Annotated in this window: 17 protein-coding genes; 16 read left to right on the top strand and 1 reads right to left on the bottom strand. The window is 70.7% G+C overall.

Going from position 1 to position 17,659, the window contains the following annotated elements:
* The first annotated feature begins 11 nt into the window (after positions 1 to 11).
* Together KIF24_RS17040 and KIF24_RS17045 are read left to right on the top strand one after the other, a co-directional pair.
* Positions 12 to 899, top strand: a complete 888-nt coding sequence (locus KIF24_RS17040; protein ID WP_230415691.1) for a PrgI family protein — start codon at positions 12 to 14, stop codon at positions 897 to 899.
* A complete protein-coding gene (locus KIF24_RS17045) occupies positions 896 to 2,659 on the top strand; it encodes a VirB4 family type IV secretion system protein (RefSeq protein ID WP_221084893.1) in 1,764 nt (587 codons plus the stop codon). The genes KIF24_RS17040 and KIF24_RS17045 overlap by 4 nt, the downstream gene beginning before the upstream one ends.
* Before the next feature lie 100 nt (positions 2,660 to 2,759).
* Here the strand turns inward: KIF24_RS17045 and KIF24_RS34005 are convergent, their stop codons facing one another.
* On the bottom strand, positions 2,760 to 2,885 hold the full coding sequence (locus KIF24_RS34005; protein WP_269440621.1) for a hypothetical protein: 126 nt from the start codon (positions 2,883 to 2,885) through the stop codon (positions 2,760 to 2,762).
* Positions 2,886 to 3,215: 330 nt separating this feature from the next.
* On the opposite strand from KIF24_RS34005, the gene KIF24_RS33010 reads away from it, so the two are divergent.
* From KIF24_RS33010 to KIF24_RS17115, 14 genes are all read left to right on the top strand, one after another.
* Entirely contained in the window at positions 3,216 to 5,165 is a 1,950-nt protein-coding gene (locus KIF24_RS33010; protein ID WP_331461165.1) for a type IV secretory system conjugative DNA transfer family protein, read from the top strand.
* Positions 5,166 to 5,409: 244 nt separating this feature from the next.
* A complete protein-coding gene (locus KIF24_RS17055) occupies positions 5,410 to 6,288 on the top strand; it encodes a replication-relaxation family protein (protein ID WP_221084894.1) in 879 nt (292 codons plus the stop codon).
* A 334-nt stretch (positions 6,289 to 6,622) separates the two neighbouring features.
* Positions 6,623 to 7,339 carry a hypothetical protein gene (locus tag KIF24_RS17060; RefSeq protein WP_331461166.1) on the top strand — a complete coding sequence of 239 codons (717 nt, stop codon included), beginning with the start codon at positions 6,623 to 6,625 and terminating at the stop codon, positions 7,337 to 7,339.
* A gap of 191 nt (positions 7,340 to 7,530) precedes the next feature.
* Positions 7,531 to 8,274 carry a hypothetical protein gene (locus tag KIF24_RS17065; protein WP_221084895.1) on the top strand — a complete coding sequence of 248 codons (744 nt, stop codon included), beginning with the start codon at positions 7,531 to 7,533 and terminating at the stop codon, positions 8,272 to 8,274.
* 162 nt (positions 8,275 to 8,436) lie between these two features.
* The gene (locus KIF24_RS17070) at positions 8,437 to 9,099 is read left to right on the top strand and encodes an RNA polymerase sigma factor (protein ID WP_221084896.1); all 663 of its coding nucleotides are present in this window, start codon (positions 8,437 to 8,439) and stop codon (positions 9,097 to 9,099) included.
* 84 nt (positions 9,100 to 9,183) lie between these two features.
* Positions 9,184 to 10,257 carry a MarR family transcriptional regulator gene (locus KIF24_RS17075; RefSeq protein ID WP_221084897.1) on the top strand — a complete coding sequence of 358 codons (1,074 nt, stop codon included), beginning with the start codon at positions 9,184 to 9,186 and terminating at the stop codon, positions 10,255 to 10,257.
* 98 nt (positions 10,258 to 10,355) lie between these two features.
* Positions 10,356 to 11,441 carry a M23 family metallopeptidase gene (locus KIF24_RS17080; RefSeq protein ID WP_221084898.1) on the top strand — a complete coding sequence of 362 codons (1,086 nt, stop codon included), beginning with the start codon at positions 10,356 to 10,358 and terminating at the stop codon, positions 11,439 to 11,441.
* Positions 11,442 to 11,621: 180 nt separating this feature from the next.
* Entirely contained in the window at positions 11,622 to 11,945 is a 324-nt protein-coding gene (locus tag KIF24_RS17085; protein ID WP_221084899.1) for a hypothetical protein, read from the top strand.
* Between the two features lie 183 nt (positions 11,946 to 12,128).
* Complete coding sequence (locus KIF24_RS17090) at positions 12,129 to 13,673, top strand: YifB family Mg chelatase-like AAA ATPase (RefSeq protein ID WP_221087404.1); 1,545 nt, start codon at positions 12,129 to 12,131, stop codon at positions 13,671 to 13,673.
* A 101-nt stretch (positions 13,674 to 13,774) separates the two neighbouring features.
* Positions 13,775 to 14,554 carry a hypothetical protein gene (locus KIF24_RS17095; RefSeq protein WP_221084900.1) on the top strand — a complete coding sequence of 260 codons (780 nt, stop codon included), beginning with the start codon at positions 13,775 to 13,777 and terminating at the stop codon, positions 14,552 to 14,554.
* Between the two features lie 110 nt (positions 14,555 to 14,664).
* Positions 14,665 to 15,363 (top strand): hypothetical protein, encoded by a 699-nt coding sequence (locus tag KIF24_RS17100; protein ID WP_221084901.1) that lies wholly within the window; start codon positions 14,665 to 14,667, stop codon positions 15,361 to 15,363.
* The gene (locus tag KIF24_RS17105) at positions 15,360 to 15,785 is read left to right on the top strand and encodes a hypothetical protein (protein ID WP_221084902.1); all 426 of its coding nucleotides are present in this window, start codon (positions 15,360 to 15,362) and stop codon (positions 15,783 to 15,785) included. Before KIF24_RS17100 ends, KIF24_RS17105 begins: the two co-directional genes overlap by 4 nt.
* Before the next feature lie 87 nt (positions 15,786 to 15,872).
* Positions 15,873 to 16,295: a hypothetical protein gene (locus KIF24_RS17110; protein WP_221084903.1), complete on the top strand. Its 423-nt coding sequence runs from the start codon at positions 15,873 to 15,875 to the stop codon at positions 16,293 to 16,295.
* Positions 16,296 to 16,590: 295 nt separating this feature from the next.
* Positions 16,591 to 17,484 (top strand): nucleoside 2-deoxyribosyltransferase domain-containing protein, encoded by an 894-nt coding sequence (locus KIF24_RS17115; protein ID WP_221084904.1) that lies wholly within the window; start codon positions 16,591 to 16,593, stop codon positions 17,482 to 17,484.
* Positions 17,485 to 17,659: the final 175 nt, after the last annotated feature.

Consider the following 17,659-nt stretch of genomic DNA (forward strand, 5'->3'; position numbering starts at 1 on the left):
GGAGTTCTGCTATGGACGACGACATCCCCCGGGCCTCCGTGCCCGCAGACATCGGCGCCCCCGACAAGATCGCTTGGGGGCTGTCATTTCGGCAGCTCGCCATCATCGGCACCGTCGCCGGTGCCGGCTGGCTGCTGTACTCGAACTTCGGTCCGCTGCTGCCCCCGATGGCGTGGGTCATTGCCGCGATCCCGATCGCCGCGGTGACCATCGTCGTCGCGCTCGGCAAACGCGACGGCCTGCCGCTGGATGTGTGGCTACGCCACGGCCTCGCGCTGCGCCGCGTACCGAAGCTGCAAACCCCGGGCCGCACCCGCACCGGACAGCCGCTGGTTGACACGACCGCGCCGCCGATGGTGCCGGCGCCGCTGCGGATCGCCGCCACGACGATCGCCGCCGACGGCACTCTCACGGTGGACGGCGCGGCCCGCTGTGTGATCGCCTGCGGCACCACCAACGTGGCGTTGCGCACCGGGCAGGAACAGGCCGCGCTGCTGTCCGGGTTCGGGCAGTGGCTCAACGCATTGACCGGCCCGGCGCAGATCGTGGTCGCCGCACAGCGGCATGACCTGACCCCGTACGCGCAAGCGGTGCTGGACAACACGGCCCGGCTACCACATGAGGCGCTGCGGCGGGCGGCCGACGACTACGCCGCGTTCCTGCTCGAACTCGACACCACCCGCGATCCGCTGCGCCGCCAGGTGCTCGCCGTCATCGCGCAAGGCCCCACCCGGGAGGCGACCGTCCGCACGTTCGGCGCCCTCGGCGTCAGCGCGGAGCCGCTCGACGGCGGCGCGCTCACTGCCGCCCTCGCGAGTGCGGTCGACCCCTACCAGCCGCCGGTGCCCGGCCCGAGGGCCGTGCCCGGCGTCCCGATCACCACCAGGAGGAACCCATGAGCCTACTCACCCGCAACCGTTCCCGCACCGCCGCGAAGGCGCCGGCCGACCCGGTGCCGGCGCCGGCGGCGTTGGAGATCACCCCGACCCATGTGCGGGTCGGCGACGACTACGCGGCCACCTACGCCGTGTGCGGCTTCCCGGCCGAGGTCGGCCCGGCCTGGCTGGTCCCGTTGCTGTCCTACCCGGGCCGGGTCACCGTCGCCGTGCACACCGAGCCCGTGCCGGCGCCGATCGCCGCGCCGATGCTCACCAAACAACGCGCCCGCCTCGAATCGACGCGGCGGATCGACGCCGAACGCGGCAAGCTGTCCGATCCGACGGTGGAGGCCGCCGCCAGCGACGCCGCCGACCTGGCCGAGCGGGTCGCCCGGGGCGCCTCCAAGCTGCACCACGGCGCCGTCTACGTCACGGTGCACGGCCGCACCCTCGACGAGCTGCACGCCACGGCGGCCGGGGTGCGTTCAGCCGCCGCGTCGATGCTGCTGGACCTGCAACCGGCCACGTTCCGCCACCACCTCGGCTACACCACCACCCTGCCACTGGGGGTTGACAAGCTCGGGATGCGACGCATCTTCGACACCGAAAGCCTGGCCGCGGCGTTCCCGTTCGCCTCCGGCGACCTCGCCGCCCCCGCCCCCGGCCAGCACACCTCCGCCCAGGCGGTGATGTACGGGGTCAACACCACCTCCCACGGCATCGTGATGTGGAACCGGTGGGCGCAGGACAACCACAACAGCGTCGTGCTCGCCCGGTCCGGAGCGGGAAAGTCGTACTTCATCAAGCTGGAAGTGCTGCGCAGCTTGTACCAGGGTGTCGAAGTCGCCGTGATCGACCCGGAGGACGAATACACGCCCCTCGCGGAGCACGTCGGCGGCACCGTCATCCAACTCGGCGCGCCCGGCGTGTGCATCAACCCCCTCGATCTGCCGGTCGACACCGAACTGACCACGCTGCGCGACCAGCAGTTGGCCGTGCACACGACCATCAACGTGATGCTGGGCATGGTTCCGCCGCCCAGCGAAGGCCAAGCCCTAGACCGGGCGATTCCCGCCACCTATGAGGCGGCCGGGATCACCCACGACCCGGCGACGTGGGGAAGGCCGGCGCCGCTGCTGCGGGACCTGGCCGCCACGCTGACCGCCGATGCGGATCCGGCCGCGCAGCAGATGGCGGCCCGGCTCGCCCCATGGGTGTCGGGCACCTTCAAGGATCTGTTCAACGGACCGACCAGCACCCGCCCGGACGGTCACCTGGTGGTGTGGTCGCTGCGGAACCTGCCGGACGAACTGCGCACCATCGGCACGCTGCTCACCCTCAAGCACATCTGGGGCCGCATCGACCAAACAGCGACCAGCGCTCACCAGACGAAGCGGCTAGTGGTCGTCGATGAAGCGTGGCTGCTGATGCGCGACGGCGAGGGCGCGAGGTTCCTGTCCCTCATGGCGAGGGCGGGCCGCAAACGCAACGCGGGCCTGACCGTGGTGACGCAAGACGCGGCCGACGTGCTGAGCACCAACTTCGGACTCACGATCGTGTCCAACGCGGCGACGCAGGTACTGATGCGCCAGTCCACACAGGCCATCGACGTGGTCACCGAGGCGTTCGGCCTGACCGGTGGGGAGGCCCGGCTGCTGCTCTCGGCGGGCAGGGGCGAGGGGCTCTTGGTCGCTGGCCGGTCGAGGGTGCCGTTTCGTTCCCAAGCCTCCGGCAGCGAGCACCGGTTGGCGGTAACGGGGATCGGCGGTGAGCAGCGGTGACGGGCCAGTCGTGGGAGTCCTGGGTGTCGTGGGTGACGGATCGGCCGTGGCTGGCCGCGCTGGCGGCGCTGTGCCTGGTCGCCTATGTGTTCGGCCGCGATCAGCTTCTCGCGTGGCGGCATCGCCGGTTCGTCGAGGGTGCCCGCTGGGTGAGCATCGCCGCGCCGCCGGAGGTCACCCCGGAGTCGGCCGCCGCGTTGTGGTCCACCATGACCGGGGTGCTCACCCCGTCGGTATGGCGGCGCCGCCTGTACGGCACGCCGCACGTCGGGTGGGAGTACACCTGGACCGGCCGCACCCTCACAATCCGACTGTGGGTGCCCGGCACCGTCCCGCCCGGCTCCGTGGAGAGCGCGGTGCGGGCGGCCTGGCCCGCCTGCACCGTGGCGGTCGACGAGACGGCCGGACAGCCGATCCCGGCCGCCGTGGCGGAGCAGGCCGGTGGGGCGTTGTGGCCGCAGGAGACCGAAGGGCTGCCGCTGCGCACCGAACACGAGGCGGACCCGCTGCGGGCGCTGCTGTCGGCCGGTGCCGGCGTCCGCGACCGGGAACACGCGTGCGTGCAGATCCTGGCCCGGCCCGCCTCGGCCCGCCGGGTGCGCCGTGCCCGGCGGGCCGCGTCGAAGCCCGCCGGCACCCCGGCGGCGACGTCGCCAACCGGGCGGTCAACAGCATGGCCAGGCTCGCGATCGAGCCGATCCTCTGGCTCCTCGAAGTCTTCCTCCCCGGGCCAACCCGGCGAAGCGCAACCACGCGCGGAGGATCCCGCCCGGAGGGCGTCCGGGATCCGGTGGCCGACGCCAACCAGCACGCCGTGGTGGACAAGGCCGTGCGCGTGCCGCACTTCGAGATCGCCATCCGCTACGCCGTCGCCGTCGATGACGACCAGAGCGACAACGGCGCCAAGCGCCGCACGGCCGACAAGCGCACCAAGGACCAGCGGCGGCGCGACGACGAGCACCACCAGCAGATGCGGGCACGGCTGCACGGGCTGGCGCACACCTTCGCGTCGGCGGCGGCCACCTACACCCGCCCGAACCGGCTGCGGCGAATGAAGATGGCCCAACCGGTGGCGGTGCTTGCCTCGCGGCGACTGCTGCGCGGGTTCCTCGCCACCGTCGAAGAACTCGCGGTCCTCGCCGCCCTGCCACAGGACCTCGCCGTGCCCGGCCTGGACCGGGCCAGAGCGAGGGCGGTGCCGGCGCCAGCGGCGATCCCGTCCGGCGGGCGTGGAGTGAAGGTGCTCGGCCGCTCCCAGATCGGCGGGCACTCCGTCGGCCTGAACGTGGTCGACGCCCGCCAGCACGTGCACCTGATCGGCAAGACCGGCGTTGGCAAGTCCACCCTGCTGCTCAACATGATCCTGTCCGACGTACACGCCCGCCGGGGAACGGTGGTCATCGACCCACGCGGCGACCTCGTGTTGGACATCCTGGACCGGCTACCGGCCGACTACGCCGACCGGATCGCGATCATCGACCCCGAGCAGGACAACCCGGCGTGTTTCAATCCGCTCGACGACGGCGGAGACGCGCACCTGGCGGTGGACAACCTCGTCGGCGTCTTCTCCAAGATCTTCCAACGGCACTGGGGGCCGCGCATCGATGACACCCTGCGGGTGAGCTGTTTGACGTTGATGCGTCACGCCCATCCCACCCTGTCGCTGGTGCCGCCGCTGCTCAACGACCGAGGCTTCCGGGGCCGGTTCGTCTACGACCTGTCCGACCCCGAAGGGCTGGGCGGGTTCTGGGCCTGGTACGACTCGATGAACGAGGGCCAACGCGCCCAGGTCATCGGCCCCGTCCTCGCGCGCTTGAGGGCGTTCCTGCTGCGCGACTTCGTCAAGAACGTCATCGGCACCGCGCACACTTCGTTCCAGATGTCGAAGATCCTGGACGGCGGGCTGCTGCTGTGCCGGCTCCCCAAGGGTGTCCTCGGTGAGGAGACCGCCCGGATCCTCGGCTCGCTGATCGTCGCCCGCGTCTGGCAGGCCGCCATCGCCCGCGCCGGACAACCCGAGGACAAGCGAAAAGACGCCACCCTATATATTGATGAATGTCAGAATTTTCTGAATTTGCCGGGTTCGGTGGACGACATGCTCGCCGAGGCCCGGGGGTTCCGGTTGGGCCTCGTCTTGGCGCACCAGAATTTGGCGCAGTTGCCGAAGGAGACCGCTGACGCGGTTTCGGCGAACGCCCGGTCGAAGGTCTTCTTCAACGTCGACCCGAACGACGCCCGGGAACTGGCCAAGCACACCCGCCCCGAGCTGGAGGACCACGACCTGTCCCACCTGGACGTGTTCACGGCCTCCGCGCGGTTGCTGGTCGCCAACCGGGAGATGCCGGCGTTCACCTTCACCACCAACCCGCCGGTCGAGGCGGTCGGTGAGGCCCTCGCGATCCGGCAGAGGGTCGCCGCGGCGCACGCCCCGCCCACCGAGGAATCCGCCATGCAGCAGGTCGCCCGCAAGTCGCTTCACCGGCGCACCAACCGACAACAGCCCTGACCCGGAGCCGCACATCCGGCTGCTGGTCTCCGGACATCCCGGCTGGAGGCCCTCGTTTGGGTGCTCGGCGGGGTTCTCGGCTGGTCTCTCGTTCGGGGGCGTTTCGGAAACGAGGCCCCGAACGAGTCCCGATCGGGGCGGCTGTCAGGCCGCCCACCAGCGGACCTGTCAACCGGTCCGCAAGATCCATCCGTCCAGACTCCCGTACCGGGAGTATCTCTCTACCTCTGAGGGGTGACTGCCTATGCCCACATCCGCATCGGCCAACAATCCGCTGGCCCTCTACCACCGCCTGACCCCCCGTGACCGGAACCTGCTCGCCCTGCTGGACGAGCACCTGGTCCTGACCACCGATCAGGTCCACCGCCTGCACTACCGGGCGATGCGCACCTGTCAGATCCGGCTCCGCGAGCTGTACGCGCTGGGGCTGCTGGACCGGTTCCGGTTCGCCCGCCTCTACGGCGGGTCGGAGCCCTGGCACTGGGTCCTCGGGCTGCACGGCGCCCGGTTCATGGCTGGAGCCACCGGCCGTCCGGCACCGACCGTGCGAGCCCACCGCGATCAGGTCCACCGGTTGGCCGCCAGCCCGCGTCTGTCGCACCTACTGGCCACCAACGAGTTCTTCGTTCGGCTGGCGTTCACCGCCCGCATCAACCAGCGGGTCCGGCTGGACCGGTGGTGGTCCGAGCGCACCGCTACCACGAGGTTCATGCGCGTGCGCCCCGACGGGCACGGGCTGTGGACCGCACGCGGGCGCACGGTCGGCTGGTTCCTGGAGACCGACATGGGCACCGAGCCATTGACCCGCGTCACCGCAAAGTTGGAGGCGTATGAACGGCTCGCCGCCTCCGGCGGACCGACCTACCCGGTGCTGTTCTGGCTGCCCAACGCCGACCGGGAGTCGCACCTGCAACAGATGCTGCGGGGGATGCTGCCGGAGGTGCCGGTGGTCACCGCCACTCACGACACCGACCCGGCCGACGCGGTGTGGCTGCCGGTCGACGGGTGGCAGCGGATCTCGCTGGCCGAGCTGCACACGGACCACGGCATGAACACCGCGAGCAACCCGAACTGGGTCGCAGGTCAGCTCGACCTGTCCGGTCAGGCCGACCTCGCGGCCTGACCGGGCAGCACCCCCCGACGGGTCGGACCGGACCTGACGGGACCTGTCAGCCGCCGGCTCGGTTCCTAACACCGCAGGTCACCGCCCCGCCGGAGGTTTCCGGCGGGGCTTGTCCTGTCAGGTGGCGAAGCTACGGTGCGAGCACATCTATTTGTTCCTGCACCGTTCGTCGCCACCCAAGCCCGCTCGCGCCCCGCGCGAACACACCTTCAGCCCACCCTTCTCGGGTCGGCTGGTGTTCGCCTCGGCGTTGTCAACAGCGGTCGCATCTTCGGCGACGGCACTGGTGCGCCTCCACCTGCCCGCAAGACCCTTGCGAAGGGAGCACCCTGCCGTGTCCACCAACACCAGCACCGCTCGTACCGTCATCGTCTGCATGCCCGCCGACAAGCCCATCGACTGGTTCTCCGCCTCGGAGATCCTGGACTGGCACAAGCTGCCGGCTGGCACGCCCCGCACCATGTACCCGGTCCGTCGGCCACGCTTCATCGGCTGGTTCAGCCAGTGGTCGGCTCGCCACCTGGTGCAGGTGACCCGCCGCTTCGGCGCGGTCGTCTGGGCCGCCGGTGGCCGCAAGAGCCGCCTCGACCTGACCGCCGCGGTCACCCGAGCCAACACGGCCGCCGTCTACCGGTGGCGCACCTGGGCTCAGGTGGTCCGTACGACTCCGGCTGCGAAGCCCTGGGGTGATTTCCTCGCCCAGCACAAGGCCAACCCCACCAAGGTCACCTTGGAGGAGGCCCGCCGCCGGTTCGAGGAACAGCCCCGCGTGCTGGCGATGCTGTCCTACAACTCCCACCCGATGTCCAAGGTCGAACTCGACCCGTACGAACTGGACGCCTACCAGGCGGGAGAAGCGACCTACACGGTCGTGCACTGGCAGCAGGCCATCACCGGAGACGCGGTCGTCACCGACGACGGACGGCTCCTGGAGCCCGCCTCATCGTCGTTGGCGGACAAGCTGCGTTTCCTGGCCGAGGCCGGCTCGTATCTGCACAAGCTGCGTCGCAGCCACCAGATCCTCGCCGTCACGGTCGGAGCACAGCCCTAACCATCCGGTCCATCAACTCCTTGTCAGGACAGCCGGTCGCCTCCGCGACCGGCTGTTCGCCGTTCGAGCCCTCCACCGTGCCTTGACCAGGCGTGCGGATGGAGCGGCGATACGCCCCGGCCCATGCCGGGTGGCCCAATTTCGGCCGCCCGTCGGGGCGGCCCGAACACCCCGTGAGGAGACCCCAAACCGTGCCGTATGACCCCGCGCTGACCGCCATCGCGGTCGCCACCAACGACGCGCTAACCGAACACCTATGGCGCTACGACACCGGCGCCACCGACAGCGGCGACCCGATCGCGCACGTCGCGATCGAACTGGCCCGCAAGGCACACGACTTCAACACCACCACCGCACTTCTCGTCCGCGTGCTCGGCCACGTCGGCGAGACCTGCCGTCGGCACGCCAGCACCATCACCGATCTGGCCGGTGTCTACCCGCACTCGCTGGACGTCGACACCTTCCGGATCGTGCAGCAGCTCGAACGCTTCGACGCCCAACGCGAGGCGCTGCTGTCCCTGTACGGGATGTGGCGACGGCACCGGTCCGTCACCCGGGAGGCGCGGGTGCGGCACCTGTGGGTGCAGCCCTACGACCCGAGCAAGGGCATGGCCGCGCTCAGCACCAACGAGACCGGCGTGGCGTGGTTCGTGGTGCCGGACCACATCGCCGCCGAGGTGCACGGGCTGGCCAGCTACGGGGCGATCGTCGGCGAGATCTGGCACGGCAGCGAAGGCTGGCAAGCCACCGCGTACACGCATCCCGAGCACCGGAGCACCTGCCCGCACCTGGTCTACCCGCTGCCGCCGGCCGACGACGAGGCCGCCGCCTGCCGCGCGCTGCTGCGCTGGTGGGCGCTGCGCGACTCCGACCGCTGGCAAGGCCGTACCCCCGCCGAGCTGTCCACCGCCGAACGGGCGGCGCTGACCGCCTGACCCGCACCGGCTGAATTCCCCTTCGAAACGCACCCCGATGTCGACACATCGGTGACCACGGCCGTCGCCCGGCCGATTCGCGCCGCACGAGCGCACCCGGGCATGGCCGCACGGCCATGCCCGGGACTTCCCCGCACCACCGCACGGGAGGCAAACCCTGCCATGGCCCAGCCACTGCACCGGCCCACGGTGACCAACCGCCACCGCCGCGCCACCTTCGACGCCGACCTCGTCGACCGCGCCCGCGCAGGCGACCGCGCCGCGTTCGCGACGCTGTACGAGGTCACCCTGGACGCCGTCACCCGCTACGTCGCGGTACGCCTGCGCGGGCGCGACCGCGACGCCGTCGGCGACCTCGTCCACGACGCATACTGCTTCGCCCTGGCCGAGCCGACCCTCATCGGCGACGACCCGACCGGCTCCATGCTGCGGCTCGCCGCACGGGCCGTGACCCGCCACCGCTGGTCCCACCGGCGCTACCTGCGCGCGGCGCTCACCGTCGGCGAAGACCAGCACAGCGGCCCCACCCCGGACCCGCTCGGACCGGCCGCGCCCACGCTGGCGGAGACGGTGACGCGGATGACGTTCGTGCACGCCCTCGCCCGGCTCACCCCGGACCAGCGCCGAGCGATCCAACTGCGACACATCGACGGCTACCCCCGCGACGCCGCCGCCCGCGCGATGGGCCGAAGCGTCGACGCGGTCCGGCAGCTCGAACGCGCCGCCCTGCGCCGCCTGCAACACCAGTTCACCCCGGCCGCCCGACTGGTGACCGCGCAGGCCGCCGAACGGCTGACCGCGCAGGCCGGCGCCTCCGCCCCATAGCGGGCACCCCATAGACGAGCCCGACCCCCGCCCGGGGGTCGGGCTTTGCCCTATCCGCACCAACCACAGAAGGGAATCGTCCGCATGGACACCCAGAAACTCTCACCCAGCGCGAGGCTCACACTCGACGCACTGAAAGCCGGACCCGGCAACGTGCACGAGCTGAGCGACCGCACCGGCCGCAGCCGCTCGACCACCGACAAGGCCATCAACGACCTGGCCAAGACCGGCCTCATCGTCAAGGTCGACGACGGCGGTGACCCCGCCGACGGCGCCCCGACCCGCTGGCAGCTCGCCGAGGCCCCGGCCGACGCCGAGACCGGCCAGCCGGAACCGGACGGCGGCGACAACGCCACCGAGCCGGCCGCCGATACGCCCGCCACCGACACCACCGACACCACGGACGCCGACGCCACGACGCAGGCCGAAGCAGCCGACCCGACGGCGGACTCCCAGCCCGACACCGACCCGCCGACCACCGGCGACGGCGAGGGCACCGCCCCGGGCGGCGAGGCGACGGCCGACGGCGAGGCCACGCCCGACGGCGGTGGGCAGCCCGACACCGAGGCCAAGCCGGACGGCGAGGCCACCCAGGACGGCGACGAGAAGAAGGCCGAGGCCGAGGCCGAACCGCCGAAGCTGTGCCGCGGCTGCCAGACGCAGATGCCGAAGATCTGCCAGTGCTGCTGGCAGAAGACCCCGGCCTTCTGCGGTAAGTGCCGCAAGGACATGCCGCAGGTCCGACGCGGCGAGCCCGGCGAGCCGGTCATTCTGTCCAACGGCCTGCCGAAGCTGCGCCCCGGCGAGCTGGAGGCCATGGTCGAGAAGGTGATGCGGGAAAAGCCGCTGCCCGCCTTCGCCGGGGTGACCGGTTGGACCGGCGGTCGGGTCGCCATTCACCTGCCCGGCCGCAGCACCGGTGCGATCAACAACGCCATGGAAAAGCTGGAGCGGAACGGGATCGCTGAGCTGATCGGCGACAAGCCCATGCGCTACAAGCTCAAGGACGCTGAGCACCAGCAGCCCGACGGCGAGACCGACAGCAGCCAGGACACCAACCCCGGCACCGACGACCGCGCACCGGCGCAGGACAGCCAGGCCGACGGCGCACAGCCGCCGGCCGACGCCGAGGCGCCGCAGCCCGCCGCAGCCGAATAGCACGTCACCGCACCACGAGTTCACCTGAGGTCGGTGGGCCGCCCCGTGAGGGCGGCCCACCGGCCTTTCTCCGTTTCCGCCGAAAGGAGTGAGCTGCCATGCGAAAACTCATCAGCCTCATCGTCGCGGTCCTCGCCGCGATCATCGCCATCCCGCTGCTCGGCGGCGCCGCGATCTTCGGCGGTGGCGGCACGACCTGCCTTCCCGCCACCACGGGATCGGCCACCACCGCATCGGCCGTACCCGGCCCGATCGCCCCGGGCGGGCCGATCCCGGCCCTCGACGGCTGGGATGGCGAACAACTCTCCCACGTAGCGACGATCCTCACCGTCGGCAACACCAAAACCGTGCCGCCGTGGGGATGGGTGGTGGCCACCGCCACCGCCATGCAGGAGTCCAGCCTGCGGAACCTGGCCGGCGGTGCCGACGACTCGATCGGGCTGTTCCAGCAACGCCCATCGCAGGGGTGGGGCACCCCGGAACAACTCAGGGATCCGGCCTACCAGGCAGGCAAGTTCTTCGACAAACTGCTCACGGTCGAGGGCTGGCAACAGATGCCGCTCACCGAAGCAGCCCAGAAGGTGCAGCGGTCGGCGTACCCGGACGCATATGCGAAGCACACGGCCGAGGCGATCCGCCTGGTCAGCCACGTCGGTGCGGCGTTGGGCCTGTCCACGGTGGGGATCAACCCGTGCAGCGGTGTCTCCGCGCAGGGTTGGACCCAGCCGGTACGCGCGCTGGTCGTCTCCGGCTTCCGCACCAGTTCCCGGCCCGGCCACGACGGGGTCGACCTCGGCGCGACCCGGCACACCACGATCGTCGCCGCCGCCTCCGGAACCGTCGAGCGGGTGCGCTGCAACGCCATCGACAACCGCACCGGCGGCGAATGGGGCTGCGACCGCGACGGGAGCCCCGAATACACGACGGGCTGTGGCATGTACGTGGACCTCGCGCATCCTGGCGGGATCATCACCCGCTACTGCCACATGCAGACCCAGCCGTACGTGAACGTCGGCGACCCGGTGATCGCCGGGCAGCCGATCGGCGAGGTCGGTTCCACCGGCCACTCCAGCGGCCCACACCTGCACTACGAGGTGCACATCAACGGCGACTCCAGCAGCTCAGGCGCGGTTTCGCCGGAGGACTGGATGGCCGCACACGGGGCACCGCTCGGTCAACCCTGAGCTGACCTGACTACTCCCGACCGTGGCCGCGTCGCCGCCCTCGTCCACCGGCACACGTCCATGAGTGCCGGTACGGCGGTCCCTTCGCGGGCCTTGACGTCCGGGGCGGATGGAGCGGGGATAGCCAGTCGCCGCACCACACCGCGCGGCGGGAACCTGTCGCCTGTCAGGGGAGCGATCATGACCGTCACGCCCGGCCCCACCACACTGCCCGCCGTGGCCGACCGCGCCGACACCGTAGCCAGCGACCTACGCCGTCTGGCAACCGGCGATGGCCCACCGTCGGCCAGGGGTCTGGTCGACCTCGCCGCCGAGGTTGCCGCGCTCACCGTGACCCTGCTGGAGGCCGCGCTCCCGTCGGTTGACGACGACGAGCCGGGCACCGGTGAGGCGTTCGAGCGCGCCGCCGAGTTGGGCGACGACGCCCGCCGGCATCTGGTCACGGCCTTCCATCTGCTGGCCGGGGTGCACGGCATCGTCGCCGCCCGTCCGAAGACGACCTGACCGTCCGAGTCAGGTTTCCCGCTCGCCCGGTCGCTGTTCGGTGGCCGCGAGCGGGTTCTCCCTATCCCTGGTGTGCCTCGCCGCCGATGCGTGCGGCGAGGCACCTGTTCGTGAAGGAGAACTACCCATGTTCGTACCACGATCGCGACGCTTCCGGCCGTTGGCCGGCACGGAGTGTGCGTGATGGAGCAGGTAACGACGAACGCGGTTCGGCTGGTCGGGGTCACCGGCCGCCTCGAACTGGTGCACGGCGAACAGGTCAGCGGCCGGCGGGCGGGCATCGTCATCCTCGGTCCGGACGGCCGCAGCATGCCGGAGGCTCGGGACCGGTTGTACGCCGGTATCACCAATTCGCATTGGGATCTGTCCCGCACCCCTGTGAGGGTCAGCCTGCCGCCGTCGCACGAGCCGTCGCCCGGCTCCGGCACGGATCTGGCGTTCGCCGCAGCGGTCCTCACCCTCAACGGCGTGTTCCGCCCGACGGCGCTGGAGGGCGTCGTGCTGGTCGGTGAGCTGGGACTCGACGGCAGCATCCGCCCGGTACGCGGGGTCCTGCCGATGGTGGCCGCCGCCGCCCGCGCAGGCTTCGCCACTGTCGTGGTGCCGGCCGCCAACGCACACGAGGCCAGCCTCGTTCCCGGCGTCCAAATCATCGCGGTCAACTCGTTGCGACAGTTCGTCCGCTGGGCGAGCTTCGGCATTACACCCGAGGTTTCCGTGCCGGGCGCCGGTGCGGCACCGTACGCCGGTGGCGGGCCGATCGTCGACCTCGCCGACCTGCCTCCCGGCATGTCGCGGGCGCGGTGGGCGCTTGAGGTCGCCGCGGCCGGTGGACACCACCTCGGCATGCTGGGGCCGCTCGGGTCTGGCAAGGCGATGCTCGCGGAGCGGTTGCCGTCGCTGCTGCCGGACCTTGGCGACGACGACGCGGTGGAGGTCACCGCGTTGCGGTCGGCGGCGGGACTCCTGCAACCGTCAGACGGGCTGGTACGTCGCCCACCGTGGCAGGCACCGCACCACTCAGCCAGCCTGCCGATGCTGTTCGGTGGTGGTCCACGCGCGTCCCGGCCCGGCGCGGTTAGCCTCGCCCACCGGGGCGTGTTCTTCCTGGACCAGACGCCGGAGTTCGGACACCGGGCGTTGACGTCGCTATGCCAACCGATCGACGACGGTCAGGTCAGGCTCGGAGGCGGCGGCGCCACGGTGACCTATCCCGCGCAGGTCCATCTCGTCCTCGCCGCGCAGTCCTGTCCCTGTGGCCAGTCAACAGGCGGCGGCCCTCGCTGCGGGTGCACGTCGCGAGACCGCGCCCGGTACCTGAGCCGGATGTCTGTGCTGTGGGAGCGCACCGACATCCGGCTGCGGCTCGAAATCCCCGCCTCGCACGACGGTGACGCGGGCGAGTCGTCCGCCGTGGTCGCCGAGCGGGTGACCCGCGCGAGGGAACTGGCCACCGACCGGTGGGCGGCCCTCGGGTACCGGGTCAACGCGCAGGTGCCCGGCGAGGTGCTGCGCACGGGGGTGTGCACGCTGCCCACCTGCGACATCAACCCGCTGCTGGAGTTGCGTCACGTCGGCGCCGTTTCCGATGACGGGTACGACCGCATCCTGCGCGTCGCCTGGACCGTGGCCGACCTACGCAGAGCCGACCGGCCCGAGCTGGGCGACGTCAACGCCGCCATCGAGCTGCACCTCGACCAGCCGCAGCCGCCCGGGGCTCACCGGTAGCTGCCCTGTGATCTGCCCGCCCTCACCCGGGGCGGGCAGATCGCCGAATGGCACCGGCACTCCGGGCCGACGTCACCGACACGAAGCAGAAGGAGTAGCACATGTACGACGCAACGGAGATCAACGCCCGCTGGGGCAACCAGTGGCCGACGGATCTCAGCGATGCCAGCAACCACGACCACGAGCACAGCCCTGTCCTGATGGCGCCGGTGGCGAACCTCCTCGGCAAGCCCTGGTACCTGGAGGAGGGATCGCCCGGCGGCGACTTCGCGATCTGGCTGAGCATCGAACGCGGGGAGCACGTCGGCGGTCGGGTCGGCCTCTGCCCGTTCCCGGCCCTGGACGGGCTGATGCGCTGGACGATCGAGGTCACTGACCCTGCCGGCAATGGGGTGGTCAAAGAACACGAGTTGCTCATCACCGAACAGCCGGACACGGTGGCCGCTCGGGCTCGTCAGTTCCTAACCGACCACGGGATCGAAACACCGACTCAGGTGGCCATGGCCACCGGCTTCGACTACGACGGCTTCCAGTTCAGCGACGCCTTCCCGGTGCCGTCGGCGTACGTAGTGGCCTACGGGATGGCGCTCTTCCGGGGACCGGACGGCTACCTGTGGTTCGTCCCGGACAACGGCAAGACCGGCGGGTACTGGGGAGTCCCGCAGAACATCGCCGAGTTCGACCGGCGCAACTGCGACCCGGACAGGCCGTACAACGGTCCCGACTACCAGGCGGTGATGGCGGAGATCTGCCGCCTGGTCGACGCGGTGACCAACGCCGACAAGGCATATCGGGCGCTGCCGCCTCCCGATGGGAACCCGGCCAGTCCGTGCTGGAGCGGCACGCTCCAGCCACAAACCTCCACGCAGTCTCCGGGCTAATCGGTTCGCGCTCCGCCGTCCGGACGGACGGCCCATCACCGCAGATCTCCGGCGCCGCCCGTTCGGGCGGCGCCGACCTCACCCTTCTCGCGAGAGGACACCGGCCTTCCATGACCAGGCCATACCGCACCATCCCCGTTTGCCTCGCCTGCCGGCAAACACCCGAGCACGCCGGGCTGTGCCCGTCGACCGACGACGAAACCACCTACTACCTCCAACACCCATTGCCGGGCGGGCACCGCGACTGGACCCCCGCCGGGATCCGCTACACCGGCACCCCGGCCCGCCGCCACGCGGTCCGCGCGCTCATGGCCACCACCGTGTGGGCTCGGATGCACGACACACCGGAGCTGCCGATGTCACCCGGGCTGCTGATCAAACACATCCTCGCCGGGCTCGGCAGCACCTCCCGCCGGACCGCCCGAGTCGGCTACACCACCGACTACCTGAACACCCTGGACTGCCCCTGCGACCCGTGGCGCTGCATCCACGACCACCGCAGCCCGACCGGCGGCCCGTCCCCGGACTGGTTCACCGAACACGAGATCGACCCGGACATGCTGGTCAACGTGCCCCTGGTCGCCGTGGAGATCCGCTGGGCGCAGATGTGGCAGACCTACTGGTTCGCCGACGTGGGCGGCGCGGTGAGCCTGGCCATCGACTCCGTCCCGGAGATCAGCCCACCCGGGATCAGCGTGGCCTGCCACCGCCGCTGGTGTGACGTGTGTCCCGGCGACACGAAGCCCGGTCCACGCGACACGGCCCGCAAGCCGTGCCCGTGTTCCTGCCACTCGGGTCCACCGTCGTGACCGAGACACGGGCCATGCCCATCGCGACCGGCGAAACCAGGGAGATCACCACCTGGTTCGCTGACGGCTGGTTCAACTGTCCGTGGTGCGGGGCCGCGAACCCACCCGAGGCGCAACGGTCACAGCACTGTGACAACCCTGCGTGCTGGGCGTCGAAGTACGCCACCGCCGAGAATGTGCGCGCCGGCCAGGACCGCATCGCCCGCGAGGCGGCCGAACGCGAGCAGCGGCACCGAGCCGCCGCCGCGCAGGCCGCCGCCCAGGAGCGCTACCAGCGGCAGCGCGCGGAACTGTGGCAGCAGCGCGTCGCCACCGCCACCGAGCGCGGCGCCTGCCTGACCTGCCTGCGCGCATCCCGGTGGGAGACCGAGCCGCTCTATCGGCGGCACCGGCGCCCGGACTTCCACGCCGCGACCACGTAAGCCGTGGCGGCCGATCCAGGGCGGCTGCCCCATCCCGAACCCGCACACCAGACCGACGAAGATCCGGCAGTAACGAGGAGGCACTCCATGCGAACGATCCGGGTGGACGACGAGGTGTACGAACTCGTCACCCGATACGCCCGACTCTGGAACCAGACCCCCGGCCACACGACCGAAACCCTCGTCCGGTTGCACGACCAGCCGGAGCACACCGTTGTGGCACCGCCCCCGACGGCCATCGAAGCCGACAGCGCCAGCGCGGGCGAGGTGCCTGCGGTGACCGCCAACATCGCGCTGCCCAAGCCGATCGACCCGGACGAGCGGGTGATCCGGTTCGTCCAGGTCGAATGCCGCTGCGGCGAGAAGTCACCGGTTGCTCGCGACCCCATGCAGGACAGGCAATCCAACGAGGCGTACGACTGGCACGCCACCCACTTCGACACCACCGGACACCGCGACTACTACCGGTGGACACTCGAACGCGGCGCCGGTCGCGCCTTCCGATTCTGATTGGCAACGGCAGCCGGGGCACCCTTCTGGGTGCCCCGGCCGCCGACGACGCAGGCGGCCCTTCGGCCGCAGGCCCGGCCCTTTTTCCGTTTCCGGGTCGTGGTCATCGGACGCCTTGCGCCCGTAGGTATGTCCGGCTCGCTGGCCTCACGTGCGGGCAATTAGCGAATCGCCGACAACCTGCAATGATGTCGGCACAATACGTCTGGCTGACGCCTCGGCGTTGGCGTTCGCGGTAGCCTCGACGAAACCGTTCGCCGATATACACCACGGCCGCGACCACGGGGGTGGCGCCATGGCCTACCGAATAAACTACGTCGATTCCTTCCTGTCGCCGCAGCTCATAGCGGTGGCCGAGACGCTCGCGGACGCCGAAGGCGCCGCGCGCTACGTCGGCACGTCCGTGCCGGAGCTGGCGGACCGGCTTCAGGTCGCCGAGGATCCGCTGCTGGGTGTCGCCCTACGGGTCGTGCAGCCGCCGGACAGTCTGGACAGCCCCGGCGGGCTACCGGTGATCTACCTCGGCGGAACGGTCGCGGCGGACATCAACTGGCAGGCCGAGGCCATCGAAGCGCTCGCGACCCACCCGGTGGTCATCGCCAACCCGCGTCGGGAACAGCCCATCGCCACCGACGCCGACGTGGTCGTCCAGATGGCGTGGCGGCACCGCCACCTGTGGCGTTGCGACATCGCCGTGTTCTGGTTCGAGGGATCCGAGGCGGACCCGGCGGGGCTGGTGGAACTCGGCACTCAAATCGCCAACCCGGTCCCGCTGGCCGTTGGGATGACACCGGAGTACCCGCAGGCGCCTGCGGTGCGGGCGCTGGTCGGCCATTCCCTCGCCGAGCAGGTCGTCCAGAACAGCCTCACCGAAACGATCGGCTGTGCTGTTGATCTGATCCGCAAGGAAGCCAAACCAGTGGTCAGTCTGCCCTTCCACAACGGCGACCCGGCCATCAGCGCCTTCGCGCTAAGGGTCATGATCGCTGCCTTGCGGGAGGAAACGCCGGGCCTGACGATGGCGATGAATGAACTGGTCATCGAAGCTACCTGCGCGGCGGACAAGGGACTCGACCCGTGCCTGTTGGCACGCATCCACGCCGGCATCGACCGCTTGCGAGTCGATCAGGGCGACCCGCTCGGTTGGGCCGAACTGCTGGAAGTCTGCAACTCCCTCGACACCTACTGATCGGCCTACCTGCACGTTGTCGGGTGACACGGCCGCCCGGAAACCTCGCGGGCTTCGGAGTGGGATTGCCCGGCGCCAGTGCATGCGGCCTCTCGGCCGCAAGCGCCGGCCCTTTTGGCGTTTCTGCACGGTCCTCGTCGTGTACCCCGTCGGTGGTCGCCCCGCTACGCCCCTT

Source organism: Micromonospora tarapacensis, assembly GCF_019697375.1.
Lineage (GTDB): Bacteria > Actinomycetota > Actinomycetes > Mycobacteriales > Micromonosporaceae > Micromonospora > Micromonospora tarapacensis.